At 37.5% G+C, this 22,993-nt stretch carries 27 protein-coding genes; 7 read left to right on the forward strand and 20 right to left on the reverse strand.

Annotated elements, in window-relative coordinates; all coding sequences use genetic code 11:
- Positions 1-75: 75 nt before the first annotated feature.
- From AB1I62_RS07945 to AB1I62_RS07980, 8 genes are all read right to left on the reverse strand, one after another.
- Positions 76-525, reverse strand: coding sequence for a hypothetical protein (locus tag AB1I62_RS07945; protein ID WP_164978365.1), 450 nt, complete (start codon positions 523-525; stop codon positions 76-78).
- A gap of 114 nt (positions 526-639) precedes the next feature.
- Positions 640-1,194 carry a signal peptidase I gene (gene lepB, locus AB1I62_RS07950; protein WP_002382369.1) on the reverse strand — a complete coding sequence of 185 codons (555 nt, stop codon included), beginning with the start codon at positions 1,192-1,194 and terminating at the stop codon, positions 640-642.
- Between the two features lie 18 nt (positions 1,195-1,212).
- Positions 1,213-2,655, reverse strand: a complete 1,443-nt coding sequence (locus AB1I62_RS07955) for a S41 family peptidase (RefSeq protein WP_016630427.1) — start codon at positions 2,653-2,655, stop codon at positions 1,213-1,215.
- A gap of 87 nt (positions 2,656-2,742) precedes the next feature.
- Positions 2,743-2,961: a YozE family protein gene (locus AB1I62_RS07960; RefSeq protein WP_002357449.1), complete on the reverse strand. Its 219-nt coding sequence runs from the start codon at positions 2,959-2,961 to the stop codon at positions 2,743-2,745.
- Positions 2,962-2,966: 5 nt separating this feature from the next.
- The gene (gene msrA / locus AB1I62_RS07965) at positions 2,967-3,482 is read right to left on the reverse strand and encodes a peptide-methionine (S)-S-oxide reductase MsrA (RefSeq protein WP_002365716.1); all 516 of its coding nucleotides are present in this window, start codon (positions 3,480-3,482) and stop codon (positions 2,967-2,969) included.
- A 16-nt stretch (positions 3,483-3,498) separates the two neighbouring features.
- Positions 3,499-4,152 (reverse strand): YpmS family protein, encoded by a 654-nt coding sequence (locus AB1I62_RS07970; protein WP_002357446.1) that lies wholly within the window; start codon positions 4,150-4,152, stop codon positions 3,499-3,501.
- Positions 4,145-5,044, reverse strand: coding sequence for an SGNH/GDSL hydrolase family protein (locus AB1I62_RS07975; protein WP_002365717.1), 900 nt, complete (start codon positions 5,042-5,044; stop codon positions 4,145-4,147). The genes AB1I62_RS07970 and AB1I62_RS07975 overlap by 8 nt, the downstream gene beginning before the upstream one ends.
- A 103-nt stretch (positions 5,045-5,147) precedes the next feature.
- A complete protein-coding gene (locus AB1I62_RS07980) occupies positions 5,148-5,990 on the reverse strand; it encodes a DegV family protein (RefSeq protein ID WP_048736853.1) in 843 nt (280 codons plus the stop codon).
- A gap of 131 nt (positions 5,991-6,121) precedes the next feature.
- Between AB1I62_RS07980 and AB1I62_RS07985 the strand changes: the two genes are divergently transcribed.
- The 3 genes from AB1I62_RS07985 (at position 6,122) to AB1I62_RS07995 (ending at position 8,742) form a co-directional block, all read left to right on the forward strand.
- Entirely contained in the window at positions 6,122-6,775 is a 654-nt protein-coding gene (locus AB1I62_RS07985; protein WP_002357443.1) for a hemolysin III family protein, read from the forward strand.
- A gap of 193 nt (positions 6,776-6,968) precedes the next feature.
- The gene (locus AB1I62_RS07990) at positions 6,969-7,166 is read left to right on the forward strand and encodes a hypothetical protein (RefSeq protein WP_002360203.1); all 198 of its coding nucleotides are present in this window, start codon (positions 6,969-6,971) and stop codon (positions 7,164-7,166) included.
- A 235-nt stretch (positions 7,167-7,401) separates the two neighbouring features.
- A complete protein-coding gene (locus tag AB1I62_RS07995) occupies positions 7,402-8,742 on the forward strand; it encodes an ISL3 family transposase (RefSeq protein WP_127978659.1) in 1,341 nt (446 codons plus the stop codon).
- A 72-nt stretch (positions 8,743-8,814) separates the two neighbouring features.
- Here the strand turns inward: AB1I62_RS07995 and AB1I62_RS08000 are convergent, their stop codons facing one another.
- From AB1I62_RS08000 to AB1I62_RS08040, 9 genes are all read right to left on the reverse strand, one after another.
- Positions 8,815-9,327 (reverse strand): adenine phosphoribosyltransferase, encoded by a 513-nt coding sequence (locus AB1I62_RS08000; protein WP_002357441.1) that lies wholly within the window; start codon positions 9,325-9,327, stop codon positions 8,815-8,817.
- A gap of 2 nt (positions 9,328-9,329) precedes the next feature.
- The gene (gene recJ / locus AB1I62_RS08005) at positions 9,330-11,642 is read right to left on the reverse strand and encodes a single-stranded-DNA-specific exonuclease RecJ (RefSeq protein WP_048736855.1); all 2,313 of its coding nucleotides are present in this window, start codon (positions 11,640-11,642) and stop codon (positions 9,330-9,332) included.
- A gap of 154 nt (positions 11,643-11,796) precedes the next feature.
- A complete protein-coding gene (locus AB1I62_RS08010) occupies positions 11,797-12,264 on the reverse strand; it encodes a lipopolysaccharide assembly LapA domain-containing protein (protein WP_002357439.1) in 468 nt (155 codons plus the stop codon).
- A 16-nt stretch (positions 12,265-12,280) separates the two neighbouring features.
- Positions 12,281-13,069, reverse strand: coding sequence for an SDR family oxidoreductase (locus AB1I62_RS08015; RefSeq protein WP_002364028.1), 789 nt, complete (start codon positions 13,067-13,069; stop codon positions 12,281-12,283).
- On the reverse strand, positions 13,070-14,011 hold the full coding sequence (gene rnz / locus AB1I62_RS08020; RefSeq protein WP_048736858.1) for a ribonuclease Z: 942 nt from the start codon (positions 14,009-14,011) through the stop codon (positions 13,070-13,072). It abuts the gene before it with no gap.
- A 214-nt stretch (positions 14,012-14,225) separates the two neighbouring features.
- A complete protein-coding gene (locus AB1I62_RS08025) occupies positions 14,226-14,792 on the reverse strand; it encodes a hypothetical protein (protein WP_002357436.1) in 567 nt (188 codons plus the stop codon).
- A gap of 120 nt (positions 14,793-14,912) precedes the next feature.
- Positions 14,913-15,158 carry a KH domain-containing protein gene (locus tag AB1I62_RS08030; protein WP_002357435.1) on the reverse strand — a complete coding sequence of 82 codons (246 nt, stop codon included), beginning with the start codon at positions 15,156-15,158 and terminating at the stop codon, positions 14,913-14,915.
- 11 nt (positions 15,159-15,169) lie between these two features.
- Positions 15,170-15,445: a 30S ribosomal protein S16 gene (gene rpsP, locus AB1I62_RS08035; RefSeq protein ID WP_002357434.1), complete on the reverse strand. Its 276-nt coding sequence runs from the start codon at positions 15,443-15,445 to the stop codon at positions 15,170-15,172.
- A 146-nt stretch (positions 15,446-15,591) separates the two neighbouring features.
- The gene (locus AB1I62_RS08040) at positions 15,592-16,395 is read right to left on the reverse strand and encodes an N-acetyltransferase (protein WP_048736860.1); all 804 of its coding nucleotides are present in this window, start codon (positions 16,393-16,395) and stop codon (positions 15,592-15,594) included.
- Between the two features lie 141 nt (positions 16,396-16,536).
- On the opposite strand from AB1I62_RS08040, the gene AB1I62_RS08045 reads away from it, so the two are divergent.
- A complete protein-coding gene (locus AB1I62_RS08045) occupies positions 16,537-17,091 on the forward strand; it encodes an NADPH-dependent FMN reductase (protein WP_048736862.1) in 555 nt (184 codons plus the stop codon).
- A gap of 117 nt (positions 17,092-17,208) precedes the next feature.
- Positions 17,209-17,964, forward strand: coding sequence for a MerR family transcriptional regulator (locus tag AB1I62_RS08050; protein ID WP_002377293.1), 756 nt, complete (start codon positions 17,209-17,211; stop codon positions 17,962-17,964).
- Between the two features lie 74 nt (positions 17,965-18,038).
- Here the strand turns inward: AB1I62_RS08050 and ffh are convergent, their stop codons facing one another.
- The 3 genes from ffh to AB1I62_RS08065 all read right to left on the reverse strand — a co-directional run bounded on the left by ffh (position 18,039) and on the right by AB1I62_RS08065 (position 20,348).
- Positions 18,039-19,457: a signal recognition particle protein gene (gene ffh, locus AB1I62_RS08055; protein ID WP_002360194.1), complete on the reverse strand. Its 1,419-nt coding sequence runs from the start codon at positions 19,455-19,457 to the stop codon at positions 18,039-18,041.
- Positions 19,458-19,461: 4 nt separating this feature from the next.
- Complete coding sequence (locus AB1I62_RS08060; protein WP_002357429.1) at positions 19,462-19,800, reverse strand: putative DNA-binding protein; 339 nt, start codon at positions 19,798-19,800, stop codon at positions 19,462-19,464.
- Positions 19,801-19,883: 83 nt separating this feature from the next.
- Positions 19,884-20,348: a DUF523 domain-containing protein gene (locus tag AB1I62_RS08065; protein ID WP_010824689.1), complete on the reverse strand. Its 465-nt coding sequence runs from the start codon at positions 20,346-20,348 to the stop codon at positions 19,884-19,886.
- A 162-nt stretch (positions 20,349-20,510) separates the two neighbouring features.
- Here AB1I62_RS08065 and AB1I62_RS08070 point away from each other — a divergent pair, with 162 nt between their 5' ends.
- A complete protein-coding gene (locus tag AB1I62_RS08070; RefSeq protein ID WP_002360193.1) occupies positions 20,511-21,221 on the forward strand; it encodes a response regulator transcription factor in 711 nt (236 codons plus the stop codon).
- On the forward strand, positions 21,218-22,993 hold the full coding sequence (gene pnpS / locus AB1I62_RS08075; RefSeq protein WP_048736868.1) for a two-component system histidine kinase PnpS: 1,776 nt from the start codon (positions 21,218-21,220) through the stop codon (positions 22,991-22,993). Before AB1I62_RS08070 ends, pnpS begins: the two co-directional genes overlap by 4 nt.

Raw genomic sequence — 22,993 nt, forward strand, 5'->3', positions numbered from 1 at the left:
AAAACCATTGTTTCCAAAGAAATTTTTCTTTGAAAACAATGGCTATACTTTTGAGTTTATTGAATGGTTTCGTTCTTATAGGGTTCCATTGTATAACAATTCATCGGTTGTTTCGTTGACAATTTTTAAGCGATTTTGTTTTTTGATCAAAATACTTTTATAGGTCGTTCCTGTAGCCTTTTCTTCCATCACAAGAATGCGTTTATACTCATTATCAGTGACTTTCTTAATCGTTGTTTGATTTAAGGACGGAATTTTTTCTTTTAGCATTTTTTCTTCCGCCAGACCTTTTAACATTTCTGATTCTGTAGTGGAACTTGTGGATTTACTAGAATCGCTTGATACACCTTCGTTATTAGACGCACTTTCAGATGACTTGCGACTTGATTCGGTTACTTTAGGCTGTGATGATTCACTGGTATTGGTTGAATTCATTTGGGTTTGGGTTTGGTTTCCACATGCACCAATCAGTAACCCAACACCTAAGATAGAACTTGCTAAAATTGTTTTTCTAATCATTTGCATGACCTCCTACATCTATCATTACTTTAACCTTAACATTTTTCAGCTAAGAGAACAATTTTTCAGATTAGAAAAGACCACTAGTCGTTATTTAAATAAACGAACTAGTGGTCTTACTTATTTAGGAATGATCTTCATATGAGTGAGTGGGTAATAAACAAATTGTGCTTTCCCTAAGATTTGATCTGCATGTATTGCACCAAAAGAACGGCTGTCTTTGGACATACGGCGATTATCACCAAGCACAAAATAGCTATCTTTAGGTAATTTTTCTTGCATTAACAATTCTTTTGAATCAAAATTCGTAGTGTAAGGCATCGTTTCATGATCTTTTTTTCTGTTTTTAGTTAAATACGGTTCAGCGATTGGCTGATTATTGACATATAATTGATCGTTTTCGTAACGCACAGCTTCTCCTGGTAAACCAATCACACGTTTAATCAGAATCGATCCTGTGTCTGTTTTAAAGACCACCACATCAAACCGTTTAATGGCGGAGAATTTTTCCATCACAATCATATCTCCTTGATTCAAGGTTTTTTGCATGGAATGGCCATCCACCCGAACAGGAATCAGGAAAAATCCTCTTAAAATAAAAACGGCTACGATTGCTGGTACTAAGATTTTCAGAAAGTACATTAAATACCCAACATAATCACGTTTCTTCTTCAACTTCGTGCCACCTTTTTTCTAGTTTTTTTGAATTTCTTTGACTGCTGTATCGTAGGCAGCGTCATTTTCAAGAATTAATTTACCTAAAGTGGCTTCAATTTTTGTGGCTGTTTCATTGTCGATTTCTCCAGTTACAGGCAAGCCATTTTTCTGTTGAAGATCGCTAACCGCTGCTTTTGTTTCTGCGGTGTAGTTTGCATTGTTTTCATCAACAGGATACGCTAATACAGCTAAAATAGCATTTAAGTTCTGAATATCTTCAGATTGATCTCCTTCTTTTAGCGTTTTATCGCGAGGAATCAATTTTAAATAGGCATACTCGGGGTAATCAGCTTTGATGGTTGGTTCAATTCCTTTTTCGTTGATCCATTCGCCTTTTGGTGTTAACCATTTTAAAACAGTCAATTTTATTTCGGTTTGGTCATTTAAATCTTTCACCGTTTGGACCGTTCCTTTGCCAAATGTTTTCGTTCCAATTAGTGGGACATTCGCAGATTCATGCAGTGCTGCAGCAAAAATTTCGGATGCACTGGCACTATTGCCATCAATGATAACTGCAACAGGTTCTTTTACTTTAAAGCCGTCGTCTAATTCTTTGGAAGCAACTTCTTTCATCGTACGTCCTTTTTTGTCTTCAAATTGAACAATTGTTTCGCCATTTTTTAAAAACATACTGGCCATTCGCTCTGCTTGATCTAGCAGTCCACCAGGATTTTGGCGTACATCAATTACAAAGGATTTAGCTCCTTTGTCTCGTAAATTCGTGATTGTTTCTTTCAATTCTTGATATGTTTTTTTACCAAAGGACGTAATTTTAATCGAGCCAATTTGTGCATCATTTTTGTCTAACTCACCAGTCACTGTTTTAACGGGAATTTTCCCACGTTTGATTGAGATATTTTTAGTTTCTCCCTCTCTTTGGATAGTCAATTCAACGGAAGTTCCTTTTTTACCTCGGACTTTTGAGACGACTTCTGCTAGTTTCATCCCTTTTGTAGCTGTACCATCAACTTTTTCAATAATATCGCCTTCTTTGATTCCCGCTTTTTCAGCTGGGGAATCTGCTACAGGTGCCTCTGCTACAACTGGTTCGCCATCTTTCATTGTCATAGTGGCACCAATTCCTTCAAAATCGCCAGATAAGCTTTCGTTTAAATCATTGGCAGCAGATTCATTTAGATAAGTTGAGTATGGGTCTCCAATGGCTTCAGACATGCCTTTTAAGGCGCCTTCAACTAATTCATTTTTATCTACTTCACCTACATAATTGGTACTAATTTCATTATATAAATCCTGCACTTTGCTTAAATCAGCATTGGTAATTGCCCCTTCTTGACTCATCTTTTTAACACGATGATCAAAATAAATATAACTACTTCCTCCAGCTAAAAATGCGACACAGAGGAGCGAAATAATATATTGATAAAAAGGAACAGTTCGTTTGTTCTTCATAGATTTCATCTCATTTCTAACAAATTCGTCACTACTTTTGTTTACTATAACATGAATGAAAAAAGAGGAAAAGCTTTGTTTGCTTTTCCTCTGGATTTATTTATTGTTTTCAAGGTACTTTTCCCATAACTCATCAAAGATGTCCATGTTGCTTAAATAGTCAGCATTCATTTCTAAATAAGAAGAAAGTTCATGATAATCCTCGGTTTGTTTTGGAAACTGAATATCTTTGGCCGCTTCATTGGCAAAATCAGTTTCAGGATCTTTAGCCGGACCTTTTAATGTCATTAAGTAATGGTAAAAGCTTCGTCTCATGTAAATTAATCACTCCATTTTTCTTCGATAAATTCACTTCTACGTTGATGGGACAATCCATAACGCAAAGCATCTTTTTTATAAAAGTCTTGATGGTATTCTTCAGCAGGATAAAATGGTGCTGCTGGTTCGATGGTGGTAACAATTGGTTCTGTAAAACGGCCGCTATTAGCTAGACGTTCTTTACTTTTCTCAGCAGTTTCTTTTTGTTCTTGAGAACGATAAAAAATAACTGGCCGATAATTATCGCCGCGGTCTTGAAACTGACCGAAAGCATCAGTAGGATCTGTTTGTTGCCAATAAATATCCACTAATTGTTCGTAAGAAATAATCGCTGGATCAAAAGTGATTTCTACTGCTTCCGTATGGCCTGTTGTGTGTGTTAGAACCTGTTCATATGTTGGATTAGGAACATGCCCACCTGTATAACCCGAAACAACTGAGATAATCCCTGGTTGTGTATCAAAAGGCTGCACCATACACCAGAAACAGCCGCCTGCAAAAATTGCTTTTTCTTCCATCTCTAACACTCCTTTTTTATTTCTCTTTTGGCAAGTATATATTCATCCGAATGTCATCGTCAACTAAATTAATCTTTTCTGCTCGAACAAATAGACCATTTTGCATTCTAAACTGATCTAAACGTAATAAAACAGTTTGATCATCTGGATTGATTTCAACCCATTTAGGTAGTTTGTAAGAACGTTTAGCAAATTTCAATACTTCTTTAATTGGCAAGCCTAACGTTCCTATAGATAAACTTTTTGCTTTTAATTGTACATTACCATTCGCCATCACGTAAGGATCAAAATATAAGTAAAAAGGAATGTCATGCCCTAACACCTGAAATGTTCCATTTAATAAAGCATCATTTTCTAAATAAAATTTATATTTAATCTCCGAGCCTTTTTGAAAGTCGGCTAAATAAAAGTCAATCAGTTTGTTCACTTGTTGTTTTTTTGACTGAATTGTGACGACTGGCTCGCCTTCTTTTTCAACAATTGCTGGTATTTTCTTTAAATCTGGTTCGCGAACTTGTGTTGCTCGAAATGTCACGAAAGCTACACTACCAATGACTAAACCCACTAGAACAAGAAAAGCGATTTTCCAGGGATTTCGTTTAAGATTGGTTGGTTGTGTCTTTTTAATTGATTTACTTGTTTTTGGCTTTTCTTCATTCATTTTATTCACTACCTTCTGATTTGGTTATCCATTCTTTCTCTGTCTTGACCATTTCATCCCGGACAGCTCCGGCCATAATTTGGTAGCCAAGATTATTCGGATGGAAGCGATCTTCTTCATATAACAAATTGTTTAAATCCTCTTTGCTAGCACTACTTCCTGTAGTTTCTGAGTCGCCACCAGTTACGCCAACTTCATCGCCACGACCTTTATAGAGTAAATCATTGATAGGAATGAAATAGGCTCGTTTTTGCTCTTGAACCATTTCTTCGGTTGCTTGATTCCAGTTATCAACGATTTCTTGCATTTCTGTAATTTCGGAAAAGTTTAAGTAGAAGGGATTGTAAATTCCTAAGACATAAATAGGGGCCTTCTCGTTGTACTCTCGGATTTCTTCAAGTAGTCGTCTTACTCGGCGTTGATAGGCTTTTTGAGGACGATTGAACGAGCTAACTTTCAAGTCGAAAATATTACTACTAATTACTTTCATTAAGTCATTTCCACCAACCGTTAGCGTAATCACGTCCGCAGAGGCAAGGCCCTTTTGAATTTCAGGTTTCTCTTTGATTCGTTTTAAAATTTGATCACTACGATCCCCATTTTTCCCAAAATTGTCTGTTTGAACACCGTTCAAGTTGTAGTGTTCTTTTAAATCATCTGCCACAATAGGAACAAAACCTCCACTATTCGTCAAATCGCCAATTCCTTCAGTTAAAGAATCACCGATTGCTGTATAATGAATGACTTCTTTTTGATTTTTTTGAGCAGTTGTGGCCACTTTCTCTTGCTTTAATAGTGGCTTTGCTTTGGGGATGGCCACACTTAACAATGTAAAAACACCTAGCGCAATGAGGATAGGTGTTAAGACGGTCAGCAAAATATGCTGTGTTTGTTTTTTCATCTTCGTCACTTCCTTTTAAATAAACCAACAAGAAATTTTCCTTTTCTTGTTAGAAAGAGGTTGCGTCTACTCATTTAAGAGTGAGACCCAACCTCGTTATTTCTTAGTCTGTATAGTACATAATAGCAAAGGCATTTTTTCCTGTATGTGTTGCAATGACTGGATTCGTATGTAATACGGGAATATCCATGTCTTTAAAGATTGCTTGTAATCCTTCTTTGAATCCATTTGCTAGTTCTAGCCCATCCGCATGAGAAATGCCAATTTGTCGAACATTTGGAATCTTACTTAATTCTGATTTCAATTCGTCAAACCATTTATTAAACGTTTTAACGCCTCGGCCTTTCGCTACAGGAACCAATTCCGTATTTTCAAAGTCCATGACAACTTTCATATTAAAAATGTTTGATAATAATCCTGTTGTACGGCTGATTCGTCCACCTTTAACCAAATTATCTAATGTTGAAATGCCAATGTATAATTTAGTATTTTGTTTGACGCGTTCAATTTCAGCTAAAATTTCTGGAACACCCGCTCCCGCTTGTGCCAATTTTGCTGCTTGAATGACTTGGAAAGACAAACCTTGGTCTGTAAAATCGCTATCAATCACCGTTACTTTACTTGATGATAAGTTACTAGCTTGACGGGCCGCTTCAACCGTTCCACTTAAGCCTTTTGTCATGTGAATCGAAATTACTTCACTGCCATCTTCACCTAAGCGATCATATAATTCTACAAATTCACCAATTGGTGGTTGACTGGTTTTGGGTAAGGCCTTCGCATTAGCCATCATGTCCATAAATTTTTCGCCTGGCAAATGATCATCATCTGGATAAACAACGCCATCAACCATAATTGATAAAGGCATCATATGGATATTTAATTCATCTCTAAGACTTTTTTCCATCGTACATGAAGAATCCGTTACGATTTTAACGTTTGTCATAAATTTATCACTCTTTCTTTAAAAGGAACCTGTTTTCATGGTAGAATACCATTAAACGGTTAATTATCTAGTTATAGTATAACAGACACTGCCGAATTTTTCATCAAATTAAAATAAAGGAAGTGAATTTATTGGAAAAAACGCATTTCTCAAAAAAATACCTAATCGTGAACGAAGTCTTAAATGCAGTTACACATGGCATAGGCGCAGGTTTAAGTATTGCTGGTTTAGTCATTTTACTTGTTAAAGGAGCTCGTTTAGGCTCACCGATTCACGTGGTATCTTATGCTATTTATGGCTCCATGTTGATTCTACTTTTTTTATCTTCAACGTTATTTCATAGTTTAATTTTTACAAGAGCCAAAAAGGTCTTTCAGGTCTTCGATCATAGTTCTATTTTCTTATTGATTGCTGGCAGCTATACGCCGTTTTGCTTAATTAGTATTGGCGGCTGGTTAGGTTGGACTTTATTCAGTTTAGTTTGGTTAATCGCCATCGTTGGTATTGTCTATAAATCCCTCACGTTGCATAAACAAGAAACAGTGAAAAACATTTCAACGATTATTTATATTGTTTTAGGTTGGCTCTGTATCATCGCTGCTCGTCCGTTATATGAATCTCTTGGGTTTACAGGAACAGCGTTATTGGTCGCAGGGGGTGTGTCTTACACATTAGGTGCAGCCTTCTATTCATTGAAAAATGTGCGGTTTATGCATGTGGTTTGGCACTTGTTCGTCATGCTTGCAGCGATCCTCATGTATTTTTCTGTTCTCTTTTATACGTAATCACAGCACAATAAGAACACGATGCTCAAAGCATCGTGTTCTTTTATTGCCCTAAATCTCTTTATTATAAAGGATTATTCTTCTTTTCGAATTATTTTAACATAAATTAGTAGAAAAGACTTTACAAAACGAACATACATTCGTATAATAACAATACGAACACTCGTTCGAATCAAATGAAGAGGTGATACACATGGAAGCAATTCGTCGTGTTGGATTTTTATTTTTTGTATTGGTTATAGGTATTTTTTTGGGAACATTAGGATTACGTCTTGCTTTTATGATCGTGACGCCGTTATTTATTCTTTGGTTTATGTCATGGGATGAGAAGCGTTATACACGTACACGTAAACAACAGCAAGCAAGATACGTTTATCGTAAGTTCCCTTAATAAATAATAAAACGGTGTGTTCCCCCCAAGCTACGCTCCGTTTTTATAAATATGTCAAAGAAAGAGCGAAGGATTAAATTCCTTCGCTCTTTCTAATTAAATTGGCTCTATAATATCTAGTGTTGGTGACGCCTTCTGTTGCCAATACTTTTTCTTTTTTCTAATAAACGCAAACAGACACCTTGAAATCCTTTAGAATAAAGTCGACGAAAACCATTCAAAGGAGTGTTTCAAGATGTCCTATTCAGAGTTTACCAAAGAGTTACTAGATATTCTAGACCTAAATCTTATCTTTCATGAAGATGCCTTTCGCAAAGAGCGAATCAATGACGAAACATGTTTTGTTTTTGATGGCACATTGACCTATCAACCAGAGGAATGCTTCCATTGTCACTATCAAAATAAGCAAACGATCATTAAATGGGGCTGGAAAAAAGTATCCATCTTATTGAATGATGTCAGTAACTACAAGACCATTCTGCGGATTAACAAACAGCGCTTCAAATGTAAACACTGTGGAAAGACTTTTTTAGCAGAAGATTCAGTTAGTGATCGTCGCTGCTCCATCGCCCGCAGAGTCAAACAAGCCATTCTTGAGCTATTAAGTGAGCCTATTTCTATGTCTTTGATTGCACGTATGAAGCACATTTCTCCGACCACTGTCATTCGAATACTTCGCAGCCTTCGGCCTAAAACCGTTTCTTTGAACCAGCCGTTACCAGAAGTGGTGTGTTTCGATGAATTCAAATCGGTGAAAAACGTCTCGGGAGCCATGAGCTTTGTCATGATGGACGGCAAGACCCATCAACTGATTGATATTGTGGAAAATCGGCAACTCAATCCTTTACGCGACTATTTCTTGCGCTACCCTAGAAAAGTCCGTGAACAAGTGCGTCTAGTGGTTTCAGATTTCTATACACCTTATCGCACATTGGTGAAAGAGTGTTTTCCGAATGCCCGAATCGTCGCCGATCGCTTTCATATTAGCCAACACATTGGTCGGGCTTTTACCAACCACCGAATTCAAGTAATGAAGACCTTTAAAAAAGGGGATCGTCGGTCGAAGCACTTAAAGAAATACTGGAGACTACTTCAAAAGAATGCGTGGGAATTGAAAGGTCAGCATCGCTACTGGCGTCCGTCATTTCGAGATCATCTGACAGAAGCAGAGATAGTCGATCGGCTATTATCTTATGATGATTCCTTAAAGCGAGGCTACGAAGTCTACCAGGATTTTCTTTCCGTTATCAGAAGACAAGATGTTCCTGAATTCGTCGCGCTCCTAAAAGAAGACTACAAGGAGTTGCCAGAGCACTACCAACCAGTGTTCACGACCTTCAAGAAATACCAAACAGAAATCAAACGAGCGTTGCGCGTTCCCTATTCCAACGGCCCTATAGAATGTTTGAATAACCATATCAAAGTACTAAAACGAATTGCCTATGGCTTTAGAAACTTTCAAAACTACCGAGAACGAATCTTTTTATATCGAGGAAAATATTTTAAGAAAACTAAGAATACTACCCAACTGACTAAAGCCAGAACAACAACACGGCTAGACAAGATAGCTGTCTAGCCGTGTGAGTATCTCGATTATTCTATTGAATTTCTTCACCAACACTCATTGACGAAGAGCCATTAAATTAGATTAGTATTCCATTAAGGTAACAATATCGTAGCCATCAATTTTATCGCGGCCATGTAAATCCATTAATTCAATTAGGAACGCACAACCAACCACAATACCACCTAATTGTTCGACTAATTCGATGGTTGCTTTAATTGTACCACCAGTTGCTAGCAAGTCATCACAAATCAAAACACGTTGACCTGGTGTGATGGCATCTTTGTGCAACGTTAATGTATCTGAACCATATTCTAAGTCATAAGTCACTTCGATGGTTTCACGAGGAAGTTTTCCTTTTTTACGAACCGGAGCAAAGCCAACCCCTAGTTCATAAGCCACTGGACAGCCGACAATAAAGCCACGAGCTTCTGGTCCTACAACCATATCAATTCTTTTTTCTTTCGCGTAATCCACGATTTGTTTCGTTGCTTCACGGTAGGCATCCCCATTAGCCATTAATGGAGAAATGTCACGGAACACGATCCCTTTCTCAGGATAATCTGGAATGCTTGCAATGTAATCTCTTAAATCCATTTTTATTTGTCCTCCTCATTCCACAGCCATTGTTGTATTGTTTGACAATCACTGTAAAGTAGAAATTCTTCTGTTTTTATTTTTTTCAATCGTTGTTGGTACACTTGACTTTCAGTCAATGGTCGATTGTCGGGTTTCTCAATACTGTTTAAAACACCGCTTTCTATTGTAACAAATCCTAAGTCAAAAAACACCTGTATCATGAAAATTAATAATTTTTCTTGGATATTTAAGTAATTTGCCACCTTCGATAGCTGGGAACGTAGATTTACTTCTTTTTGCTGCAAAATAAATTTATACAATGTTGCAAATTGTTCACGTGAAGCCATACCGTTTAAATAAGCTTCTTCTGGTGAAATAAACATCATGTATATACGTTGGATCTCAGTCGCTTCAACAATTTCTTTAACCGTGATTGCTTCCACAGGACAGTCGACAAAAACCAGTTGTTCGATTTGATTTTGAGAAACAGCTTCCACCAATTCTTCTTGGTTTGACCAAACAATAATATTAGCGGTTGGATCTGAAATGAATTTTTGATTTTTTTCATCAAACAAAAGATAAGCTGTTGCTTCTGAAGGAATTGGTTTCGTTTGATTATTTTTGCCACGAAAATCAAATAATTGTCTTCCCGATACAGCAAAATCAGTCACCATTAATTGTGGTTTCTTACGACCATTCCATTCATTGATGGAAAGTTGGCCTGCCACATCGGCGGTTCCTTGTGCTAGTTCATCCGCTTGAGGCCCCATTTGAAAAGCAATTGCATCCAATTGTGCCCCTTCTTGATTCATTTGAAATTTCAGATGTGCATTATCTGCACCAATTTGCCGAATTTGCGTAGGCGTGATTTCCTTAAATACAAAAGTTGGCACAGTATTATCAGTCCCAAAAGGCGCCAAAATACGCAATTGATCAATAAAAGTAGTCGTTGCCTGCGAAACCGCTAAGCTCTCACTAATGAGTAACTCTTGTCCATTAGCCATATCAATTTGATTTTTTTCAATAAAGTGTGCCAAATGTTCTTGAACAAAAGAAATATTTTCAACAGGTAAAGTCATTCCCGCTGCCATATGATGCCCACCAAAATGAGTGAATTGCTCACGCACTTCGTTCAACGCCTCATAGAGATTCAATGCGCTAATGCTACGTCCAGAGCCTTTAGCAGTCGTACCAGATTCATCTATTGCTAAAATAATGGTTGGTTTCCCCGTTTCTTGCATAATGCGGCCCGCGACAATCCCTAAGACGCCTTCATGCCAGCCTTGTTTCGCTAAAATATGGACCGGCGCATTCGGGTCGATTAAATCCAGGGCTTCTTTGGCAATCGTCGTTACAATGTCTTTTCGTTCATTGTTTTGTTGATCAATATATTTAGCGATTTCCAGCGCTTGTTCTTCATCAAATGTAGTCATCAATTCAACACCTGGTGCGGCTTCTCCTAATCGACCTAATGCGTTTAAACGAGGTCCAATGGTAAAGCCAATTGATTCTTCTGAAACAGCTTCCTTTTTCACACCCGCTTCTTGTAATAAAACGTCTAAACCAATTCGATCACCAGTTTGAATCATTTGCAGGCCCATTTTGACAAACGTTCTATTTTCATCGGTTAATGAAACCAAGTCAGCAATTGTCCCGATTGCTACCAAATCTAATAACTCAATTGGCAATTCACCAAGTAACGCAGTAGCGACTTTGAAAGCCACGCCAACACCAGCTAAATCTCCAAAAGGATAGTCTCCTTGCGGATGTCTAGGGTGGACAATCGCATAGGCCTCTGGTAATTGTTCAGGCAATTCATGATGGTCAGTAACGATTACATCTACCCCTTGAGCCATAGCGTAGTTAATTGCTTCATGTCCAGCTACACCATTATCAACGGTTACAATTAATTGGACTCCTTGTTCAATTTGTTCAGCAAATACGTCTTTATTAGGTCCATATCCATGAACAAAACGATTTGGTAGAAAGTACTGAACCATGCCACCGACTAATTCGATTGCTTCTTTCATAACCGTGGTACTAGTGATGCCATCTGCATCATAATCCCCATAGACAAGGATTTGTTCACCCGCTTCGACGGCTTGCTGGATGCGGGCTACCGCTTTCTCCATATCATGCATTAAGAACGGATCATAAATATCTTCGATAGTCGGATGTAGAAACTTACGTAATGCTTCTTCTGTCCGGATATTGCGGTGCCATAAAAGTTGGCCAATTAATGGATTAATTTCTTCTTTTTTTAATTGTTCTATAAATTCTACAGGTAATTCTGTCTTTGTCTGTAACTGCCATTGATAGTTTGATTTTTTCACGACGTCACTCCTAACCAAGTAATTATAGCAAAATTTTTCCAAAAACTAAAGAAAGCATTTTTTTAAATCTGAGAAAAAAACTGTGATATCTGTTAGATAAATAGCAGATATCACAGTTTTATTTTAAAAGAAACTTAGCGATAAAGTCTCTTCCTTATTTTTGTTCCTCTTCATTCACACGAGGTTTCACATAACGATCAATACGACTACCTGACACAGGCGTTGCGTCTACTTCTGTGTTTGATGTTTGTTCGTTGACCACTGGTTCTGCGACTTGTGGTGCTGCCGCTTGTTTGGCTTGCAAATCAGCCAATTGATTATCAAAAGAACGTTGAACTTTTTCCGTTTCTTCTTTGACTAATTTATCCATATCATTTTTATAAATATCCAACTCTTTTTGTACAGCTTTTAATTCCTTACGTTGGTTCCAAATGGTGGTTGTGGAGGTTAGTAATCCAACTAGTGCGCCAATAATTGCAGAACCTAAAATAATTAAGATTAACGGTCCACTAATTTTAGTAAAACCAAAGTTTACTGGAACAGCTTGATTATTTAAAACAGCAAAAATAACAACAATTAAGACCAACACAAGGCCCAAAATAACACGCCATTGATTTTTCATGACTTGATCGACTCCTTTATTTTTTATTTAAAATATTTCCCGCTATGAAATCTCCTAAATGTGGAAACAATGTATAAAAGCGGGCAGCCGCTTCCATGACAAACGGACGATTAATCTCACGTCGAGAAGTCCCCATACTCCCAACCACTTCTTTCGCTAATTTCGTAGGGTCTAAAACAATTTTATCCACCGCAGCTAGATAAGTGCCTGTCGGGTCCGCTTTATCAAAGAATTCTGTTTGGATTGGTCCTGGATTGACAGTCGTTACTGCTACACCCAACGGTTTCAATTCTAAACGTAAAGCATTTGAAAAACCTAACACAGCAAATTTCGTTGCAGAATAAACGGTTGATTTAGCTGTAGCCATCTTCCCAGCCATTGAAGCAACGTTGATAATATGTCCTTGCCCAGCTTCAATCATTTTAATAGCTACTTTTTGAGTAAACGTCATCATTCCTAAAACGTTGACATCAAACATTTGGCGTGCAACAGCCAAGTCAATTTCAACAAAATTTTCAAACAAGCCAAAACCAGCATTGTTGACTAAAACATCTATAGGACCAACTTCTGCTGAAATAGCTTCAACCACACGTTCAACACTTTCTGGATCGGCAATATCTAATTGATAAGAAAATGCTTCTCGTCCGCTTAAAGCGGCACACTGCTCGCGAACTTTACCAATCAAATTAATTCTGCGGGCGCAGACAACGACGACTGCCCCTTGTTTAGCTGCTTCATAACAAATTTGTTCACCTAAACCAGCTGAACCTCCAGTTACGACAACGACTTTATTTGTTAAATCCATCTAAGCTCCTCCTTCATTGGCAAATGGAATCTCAATGATATCCATATCTTTTACGATTTTTGTATTGGGGAAAATTTCTTGGGCTTCTTCTTGAAGCTGATAGGCCTCTTTGGTTAAATAACGGGCACTAATATGCGTTAAGATAAGTTGTTTTACTTGCGCTTCTTTTGCAACTTCAGCTGCTTGTTGACTGGTTGAGTGGAAGTAGGCTTTTGCCATTTTTGCTTCGTGTTTATTAAACGTACTTTCATGGACTAAAACATCCGCTCGTCGTGCTAAAGTTACACTATTTTTGGTTTTGCGAGTGTCTCCTAAAATCGTCACGATTCGTCCGGGTTTACGTTCTCCCACAAACGCTTGTCCATTAATTTCCTGTCCATCAAAAACGATCGTTTCACCACGTTTGAGTTTGCCATACAATGGCCCAGAAGGAATCCCTAAAGCTTGAAGTTTCTCTACTTGTAATTCTCCTTCATGCGCTGCTTCCTCAATTCGATAGCCAAAGCTCGTGATGCCATGGTCCAAGATATTACAGCGAACAGTGAATTGTTTATCTTTAAAAATAACGTCATTTTCTTTCGTTAATTCAATAAATTTCAGTGGATAGGACAACCGCGATTGTGAGACTCGTAAAGAAGTTTTAACAAAATCAGCAATCCCAACTGGTCCATAGATTTCTAAAGGTTCTGTCCCGCCCTGAAAAGAACGACTACTTAACAAACCAGGTAAACCAAAAATATGATCCCCATGTAAATGTGTAATAAAAATCTTTTCAATTTTTCTTGGGCGAATACTACTTTTTAAAATTTGCAATTGAGTCCCTTCCCCACAATCGAAGAGCCAAACTGAATTTCGTTCATCTAATAATTTCAACGCAATCCCTGTGACATTGCGATGTTTTGCTGGCACACCAGCGCCTGTTCCTAAAAATTGTATTTCCATCTGCTACCATACTTTCTTTTAAACTTCCTTTTTATTTTAGAAGAAGTTTGCTCCTTTAGCAAATAATAATTTATCTATTTTCTCAAAGTTTTCTTCTTAGTTTACCGTATTTTACGATAAAATAACAAAAAATTAGCAAACTACCATAAAAAACCGTGATTTCTTAGTATTTTAAAAGACTGTTTCCCTTTATTCAGAAAACAGTCTTTGATCCTTATTCTTCTTTCGATGTCGCTTCTTTATGTTGTTCTTTTTTTGCTTGCCACGATTGTTTCGCTTCATTTGCAACTTCGTTCGCATCGTTAATTTCTTGTTGGACTTCCTCTAAATCAAGCCGCGTGATTTCGCCACCTAAGTCAAACATAACCAATTGGTTGAGCGGACGGTTGTCTTCTTCTTCTGCAATTAATAACAATCCCGTTTGTCCTTCATCAATCTTTTGAATCACATGTTCAAAAACCGTTTGGGCTTCTTGAATTTCTTTGGCGTCTTTGCTTGCACCATACATACTTCCAGCAAACCAGCCAAAAAGAATGCCCAGAGGACCACCTAATATGCCTACTAGCATCCCAATCATGCTATCTTTTGATGTATGATTGTTGCCTGTAAAATCGATAAAATCATTGATTTTAAATTGATGCTGGCCATCATTAACATGCGTAACAACCGCCATTTGCTCACCTTTAAGCTGTCTTTCTGCCTGCATCTTTTTTATTTCGGAAAATGCTTGGTACGATTTACTTTCAATATCAAAGTTCATAATGATAATTCGTTTTGCCATACAAATCGCTCCTTTATTCTGGATACATCTATTTTAGCAAGAAAGGCCTGTCTCTAGCAATGAAAACTTTTTGGTTATGTATAAAAAAAGAAGATAGCTAGGCTACCTCCTTGTTAATGCTTATTTACCATCAAGAATATTTAAACGGACCTTTTTCGGACCATCGATACGTACACTATAAACAATTGTCCGAATTGCTTTTGCAACACGCCCTTGTTTACCAATGATACGTCCAATATCTTCTTTGGCCACAGTCAAATTATACTCGAGGAAATCAGTTGATTCCTCAATTTCTAATGAGACTGCTTCAGGTTGACTGACTAACGGACGGACAATAGTTAAAATTAACTCTTTCACATCTGCCATATTCAATCACCTTATTTCTTAACGTTTTTAGCTTCATGATGTTTTTTCATAACGCCTTCTTTTGAAAGGATGTTACGAACTGTATCAGAAGGTTGCGCACCTTTAGATAACCAATCTAAAACTAAATCTTCTTTTAAAACTACTTCTGCAGGGTCTTTCAAAGGGTTGTAAGTACCTACAGTTTCGATGAAACGTCCATCACGAGGAGAACGAGAATCAGCTACTACAATACGGTAAAAAGGACTCTTTTTAGAACCCATACGTTTTAAACGAATTTTAACTGCCATTATTAAATACACCTCCATTAACTTAATCACAAGAGTTAGTTTAACAGATTAACAACAACCTGTAAAGAGTTTTTTCTTGACACCTTTACTTTTTTTCAATTTTTTTAGCCAATTTGCAGGAAAACAAACGAAATAATGAAGAATTTTCACAAAATTTGATAATAGTTGTACTGGTTTCTCACTTGAAAGCCTTCTGTTTGATAGAGATGAAGCGCTGCTTGATTTTCTGTTTCAACTTCTAAAAAAATAGTCGCTGAAGCTGAATTTTCTAAAATCATTCGGAGCGCAGACTGTAACACTTGACGGCCAAGACCGCGACCTCGTTGCGTTTTTGTCACAACAAAGCCATAAATCCCCCATTCGTTTTCAAAATGATCCAAACGTAGCGTGGCTAAAAGTTGATTGTTTTCTTTATAAATAAGTGTTCGTTGAAGGTCCTCCGGCAAAGGCGTACCTTCTAGTAACCTAGCCAAGGAATCCAAATCAGCCACTTGCGGTCGGAGAAGTGTCAGCTTCGCCAACTCCTGTGAGTATGTTTCTCTTTGAAAAACCAGATACTGTTCTGAAAAAGCTGGCACAATTCCTTGTCTATTAAAATAATTCAGGCCAACAGATTGCTTGTCTTCCATCACGAGAAAGACTTCTTTCATTCCCCACAAAGCTGCTTGCTTTTCGAGTTCTTGAACAAGTTCTTCAAAAAATGGTCCTACATTTGGCGCAACAATCGTCGCTTCCAAGGTTTCCCCATCAAAACAATACTCTACGATATACGCTTGAATGGCTTGTCCCTTCCTGTATAAACCATAATAAGTATAAGCTGATTCCTCAGGAAATGTTTGTTCCAATTTATAAAAAGTTCCTTGTTTAATCATTTCCTTGTTTCTTAATTCAGTCAATGTTTGTTTCTCCGACGGTGTTAATTGTCGGCGCCAATTTATTTTTTTATTCAAGCAGTTGCTCCTTTACTCATCCTTTTACTAGCTATTATACGTGAAGTTACGAAGTTCAACAATGTACAAGGATAAAACGTTTGCGCTTTTTTCGAAAAAGTACTATCATAAAGTAAGTAAAAGAAAAATGGAGGGATTTACATGACAAAAAAAATTGGTATTTTTGTAGGGAGTTTAAGAAAAGATTCATTTAACAAATTGGTAGCAAAAACAATGGCGGACTTATTTCCAGCTGATTTCGAACCTGTTTTTATTAACATTGGTGATTTAGAATTATACAATCAAGATTTGGATGATGAAGGAACCCCCACTGAAGCTTGGACAACATTCCGTGAAGAAGTCAAACAAATAGATGGTGTGATGTTTGTAACACCAGAATATAACCGTTCAGTACCAGCTGTTTTAAAAAATGCATTGGATGTCGGTTCACGTCCGTATGGCGAAAGCGTTTGGGATAAAAAACCAGGACTTGTGGTGAGTGTTTCACCAGGTGCAATTAGCGGATTTGGTGCGAACCATCATTTAAGACAATCATTAGTATTCTTAAATGTTCCAACTTTACAACAACCTGAAGCCTATATTGGCGGCATTACGAACTTAATTGGTGAAGATGGTAAAATTATTGATGGCACTGTTGGTTTCTTACAATCAATTGTAGATGCTTACGTGGATTTCTTTAATCGCTTAACTGCCTAATTGAATCAATCGAGAAAAAGTGAGGTAACTTTTTACAGGTTGTCTCACTTTTTTTATTTTTTTGCTTGACCCTCTCGTTACGTAAAGGTTTATGATAGATTTTGTCAGGAGGAATGAATGATGGAATATACAATTAAAAAAATGGCTTCACTATCTGGCGTCAGTGCACGGACGTTACGATATTATGATGAAATTGGTCTTCTTCAACCAGCCAGAATTAATTCTTCTGGTTATCGAATTTACGGGCAAGCCGAGGTGAATCGTTTGCAACAAATTCTTTTTTACCGTGAATTGGATCTGAAACTAGATGAAATTAAAGAAATTTTGGAGCAACCTGACTTTAATGTTGAACAGGCTTTATACGAGCATCAACAAAAACTATTGGAAAAGCGCAATGAAATTGATCGTCTTTTAGCCTCTGTTCAACAAACCTTACACCATTACAAAGGAGAGATAAACATGTCAGATCAGCAAAAATTCGAAGCATTCAAACAACAACGAGTTCAAGAAAACGAAGAAAAATATGGTAAAGAGATTCGGGAAAAATATGGCAACGAAACGATTGAACAAGCCAACAAAAAATATTTAAACTTGACGGAAAAAGACATGCAAGCAATGCAGAACGTGGAAAAAGATTTATTTTCTAAGTTAGCCATGTATCAAAAATCACCCAAGTTAACTAGCCAACTTGCGCAAGAAATTTTCCAATTACACAAAGATTGGTTAATGTACTCTTGGTCAAGCTATTCGCCAGAAGCACACAAAGGGTTAGGCCTTATGTATGTTGGCGATGAACGATTTACGTCATATTATGAACAACACGGCGCTGGTTTTGCCGAAGCGTTAAACGCAATTATCCAAAACTACGCTTAAACAGAAAGTGCGCCATCAGTCTCTTCGACTGATGGCGCACTTTCTGTTTCTTACGATAATTAACTAAAGCCTGTTTATCTTTTTTTCTTTTTCTTCTTTTTGTTTTTCTTCATCATACGATTCATGGCCATTTTACCTAGCTTGCCTTTAACGCCGCCACCTAGCATTTGATCCATACCAGGAATGTTCATATCCCCTTTGGACATTTGTTGCATCATTTTTTTGGATTCTTTAAATTGTTTAATCATACGATTGACTTCAACCACACTATTTCCTGAACCAGCTGCAATTCTGCGGCGGCGACTAGGATTTAATAGATCAGGATTTTCACGTTCTGCAGGGGTCATTGATAAGACCATCGCCCGTTTCCGTGCCACATCTTTTGGATCGACTTTGACATTTTCAATACCAGGCATGTTACTCATTCCAGGGATCATTTTTAATAAGTCTTCAATCGGTCCCATGCCCATAACTTGATCCAATTGCTCAATAAAATCGTTAAAGTCAAAACTGTTTTCTTTCATTTTTTGAGCAAGTTCTTCTGCTTTTTTCTCATCGTAATCTTGTTGCGCTTTTTCAATTAGCGTCAACATGTCCCCCATACCTAGGATACGACTCGACATACGATCGGGATGGAAAATTTCTAAATCAGTTAATTTTTCACCAGAACCGACAAATTTAATCGGAGCCCCCGTTACTGCCCGAATTGACAGCGCAGCCCCCCCACGAGTATCGCCGTCCATTTTGGTAATAACAACCCCAGTAATTCCAAGCTGTTCATTAAAACTATCTGCAACGTTGACAGCATCTTGCCCCGTCATCGCATCAACAACTAACAGAATTTCATTGGGATTAGCCAACTCTTTAATTTGTTTCAATTCGTCCATTAAAGCTTCGTCAATGTGTAAACGGCCGGCCGTATCAATTAAGACATAATCATTTTTCTTTTCTTTTGCTAACGCTAACCCTTGACGAACAATTTCCACTGGATTAGCATCGGTTCCCATATCAAAAACGGGAACTTCTAATTGTTGACCTAAAACCTTCAACTGATCAATCGCTGCTGGACGATAAACGTCACCAGCGATTAAAAGCGGACGAGCGTTTTCAGTTTTCATTAAGTGTTTGGCTAATTTACCAGTAAAAGTTGTTTTACCAGCCCCTTGTAACCCTGTCATCATAATCACTGTCGGGATTTTTGGAGATTTATTCAGTTCAACCGTTTCTGAACCTAACGTTTTCGTTAATTCTTCATCAACAATTTTCACAATTTGTTGGGCTGGTGATAAGCTTTCTAATACTTCAACTCCTACTGCCCGTTCTCTGACGCGTTTTGTGAAATCTTTGACCACTTGTAAATTAACGTCGGCTTCTAATAAAGCCAAACGGATTTCTCGCATCATTTCTTTTACGTCGGCTTCGGAAACTTTTCCCTTACGACGGATTTTACTCATTGCCTGTTGTAGGCGGTTTGTTAAACTCTCAAAAGCCATAGTTTCATTCCTCTATTTCTTGAATTTGTTCAATATATTTTTTGATTTCACTATCTTTGGGATAAGTTTCTTGAACATACTGCTGTAGTTGTTCAAGATATTCTTTCCGTACAACATAGTTTGAATAAAGATGTAACTTTTTTTCGTATTCTTCTAAAATTTTTTCGGTTCGTTTAATGTTATCATAAACCGCTTGGCGACTAACCTCATATTCTTCCGCAATTTCTCCTAAAGAAAAGTCATCAGCATAGTAAAGCTCCATATAATTCATCTGCTTTTCCGTTAATAATGTCGAATAAAATTCAAATAACGCATTCATGCGGTTTGTTTTTTCCATTTCCATGAGCCGTGCTCCCATCTTCAATCCCTTATAGGTTACCGATTTCATAGGGAATAGTCAATCTTTTTTTACTAAGTTTTTACCTTTTAAAAAGAAATGTCTGCAAGTTGCCATGTTTCTTCAGAATAAACGGTCATTCCTTGTTGAATAAAATAAGCAGTTGCGACTCCAACTCCAGCTTTTTTAATGCCAGAAAATTGTCCATCATAAATCAGCTGGCTGCCACAGCTGGGACTTTTTTCTTTCAAAATCAAGGTTGTAATTTGTTGGGCTTTTAATTTTTGATACGCGCGTTGTGCCCCTGCTTTAAATGCCACAGTCACATCTTCCCCGTTATCCGTATATACATAAGCAGTATTCGCCCAAACATCAAAGCCATCCCCGCCAATGATTTCTGCTGGCGGACGTGGAATGGGCAATTCGCCTAAAACTTCGGGACAAATCATTATTGCTTTTCCATTAGTTACAAGTTGTTTTAACGCTTCTTGTTCTTGAGATTTTCCATCGTAACGGCAACAAATCCCACCTAAGCAACTACTAATACCAATCATTCGCTTCTCCTCATTTCATTTCTCTATTATACCATGAGTTGACTTTTCTCAAAAGTAGCATTCTCGCTTACTTTAAAGTACGTTCTTCCTCTAAAAATATGTTAAACTAACAATAGTGAAATATACACTTATTTTCAGAAATTTCTTGAAGGAGTTATGTAAATGAAAAAAGTTCTTGTCGTCGATGATGAACCATCGATTTTAACTTTGTTAACCTTTAATTTGGAAAAAGAAGGCTATCAGGTGACTACTTCCGAAGATGGTAAAAACGGCTTCGAATTAGCTTTGTCTAATCAATATGATTTTATAATTTTAGATGTAATGCTTCCTGGTATGGATGGCTTAGAAATTACCAAGGCACTTCGTCGAGAAAAAATTGACACGCCTATTTTGATTTTAACTGCCAAAGATGAACAAGTAGATAAAATCATCGGCTTAGAAATTGGAGCAGATGATTATTTAACAAAACCTTTTAGTCCCAGAGAAGTCCTAGCACGCATGAAAGCTATTTTCCGTCGTTTAAAACCTACCACGACCGAACCGCTTCAAGAGGACACACCTAAAGCTCCGCTTGTGATTGGCGAGATTCGTGTGGATGAACAAAATTATGAAGTCTTTGTGCGCAATCAGCCCATTGAACTAACACCGAAAGAATTTGAATTACTCGTTTACTTTATGAAACGCAAAGATCGGGTCATTAATCGGGAAACCTTGTTGGAACGAATTTGGCAATATGACTTCGCTGGACAAAGTCGCATCGTCGATGTCCACATTAGTCATTTACGTGATAAAATCGAGCCCGATCCCAAACGGCCCGTTTACTTAGTAACTGTCCGTGGCTTTGGCTACCGTTTTCAGGAGCCAAAACGATGAAAAAGAGACTGCGGATTGAATATTTTTTAGTTGCGGCAGTCATGCTTTTATTATTTGTCGGGAGTATTGCAGCGACCAATTTTTTCTTTCAAAAAGAAATGGTTGCTCAGCAAGAAACCTATTTAAGAAGAAAAAATACCCTTTTAACAGACCAGTTGCCCCCTTCCGTTTTCGAAAAAGGGCAACTGACAAACCAACAACAACTCCTTGTCACCCATGCGTTAGATGATGCAGAAGAACGAGTAACTTTGTTGCAAAAAAATGGTACCGTCTTTTTTGACAGCAGCCAAAATGAACCGCTAGAGTCGCACAAAAAACGACCTGAAATCGCTGCGGTTCTATCAGGAGCTACCTATGGTTCAGCTTTACGAAAGAGTAAAACGTTAAATAAAGAACTTCTGTACGTTGCCACGCCTGTTTTAAAATCAGGAGAAATCGTTGGTATTATTCGGATTTCGGAACAAACTGCGCTATTTTCTAAAAATATCCAATCTTTTCGTCGCTATATTATCTTTACATTTGGCATCTTGTTCCTACTAATTACCTTGTTTATCTTTTTATTGTTACGGCAAAAAAATCAACCGCTAGTGACTGTCTTACCGATTCTGAAACGAATGCTTAAACATCCAGATGAAAATCGATCCATTATCCAGCAATCTTCTGAATGGAATGAACTTTACGAAACTATTAACTTACTGAGTCAACAAGTAAGTCAAACGTATAAAGCGTATACGTCTGCGGATGAGCAATTTCACGAACTTTTAGATGAGCTGATGATTGGTGTCTTTATCATTGATACGCAAGGACGGCTTCGTCTGTTGAACCCTAAAATGCAGGAAATGTTAGGACTCTCTGCTAAAAATATGCAAAGCAATTATCTTGAAGTGATTCAAGACGCCGATTTGATTCATTTAATCCATCAAGTCGTCGCTGAAAAAAACAGTTTACATCAAGAAATTACTGTGACACAAGGACCAACACCTTTACGCTTAGATCTTTCTCTTCGTTACTTGGATGATCAAAGCGCCAATGATTATCAAGTGTTAGGAATTGCCTATGATTTAACGCGCGTTCGCCAACTAGAAAAAATGCAAAAAGATTTTGTATCAAATGTGTCTCATGAATTAAAAACGCCTGTCACTTCTCTTTTGGGCTTTACCGAGACACTCATAGATGGCGCCAAAGAAGATCCGGAAGTCCTTGATCAATTTTTGCACATCATGCAAAAAGATGCCCAGCGTCTGCAACAATTAATTCAAGAAATTTTAGAACTTTCTCGGGGCAGCGCAACAATTCCTTATGCAGAACAAGAAATTACTTTAGAAAAATTCATTACAGAAATTCTCGGTTCTTATCAGCAACAATTGGCAGCAAAACAGCTGAAAACAGTCGTTCATGGTCTGCCAGAGAGCCAATTTTTCACCAAATACGAATTGTTTTATCCAATCGTGAAGAATCTAATTGAAAATGCCATTCAGTATTCCCAAGAAAATGGACAGATTACTATTTCTTATGCTATTGAAAATCAGCAATTACGTTTATCTGTTCAAGATACTGGCATTGGCATTAGTCAAAAAGACCAAGAACGGATCTTTGAACGGTTCTATCGTGTCGATAAAGCACGTAGCCGTCATTCTGGTGGCACCGGTCTAGGTCTAGCTATTGTCCAAAATTACACAGAATTATTAGGCGGTAAAATCGTCATTGATAGTCACTTAGGCTTAGGGACCACTTTTACAATCACCTTGCCTTTAACAAAAAAAGAAGCCTAA

Source organism: Enterococcus sp. AN402, assembly GCF_040719405.1.
GTDB lineage: Bacteria > Bacillota > Bacilli > Lactobacillales > Enterococcaceae > Enterococcus > Enterococcus faecalis.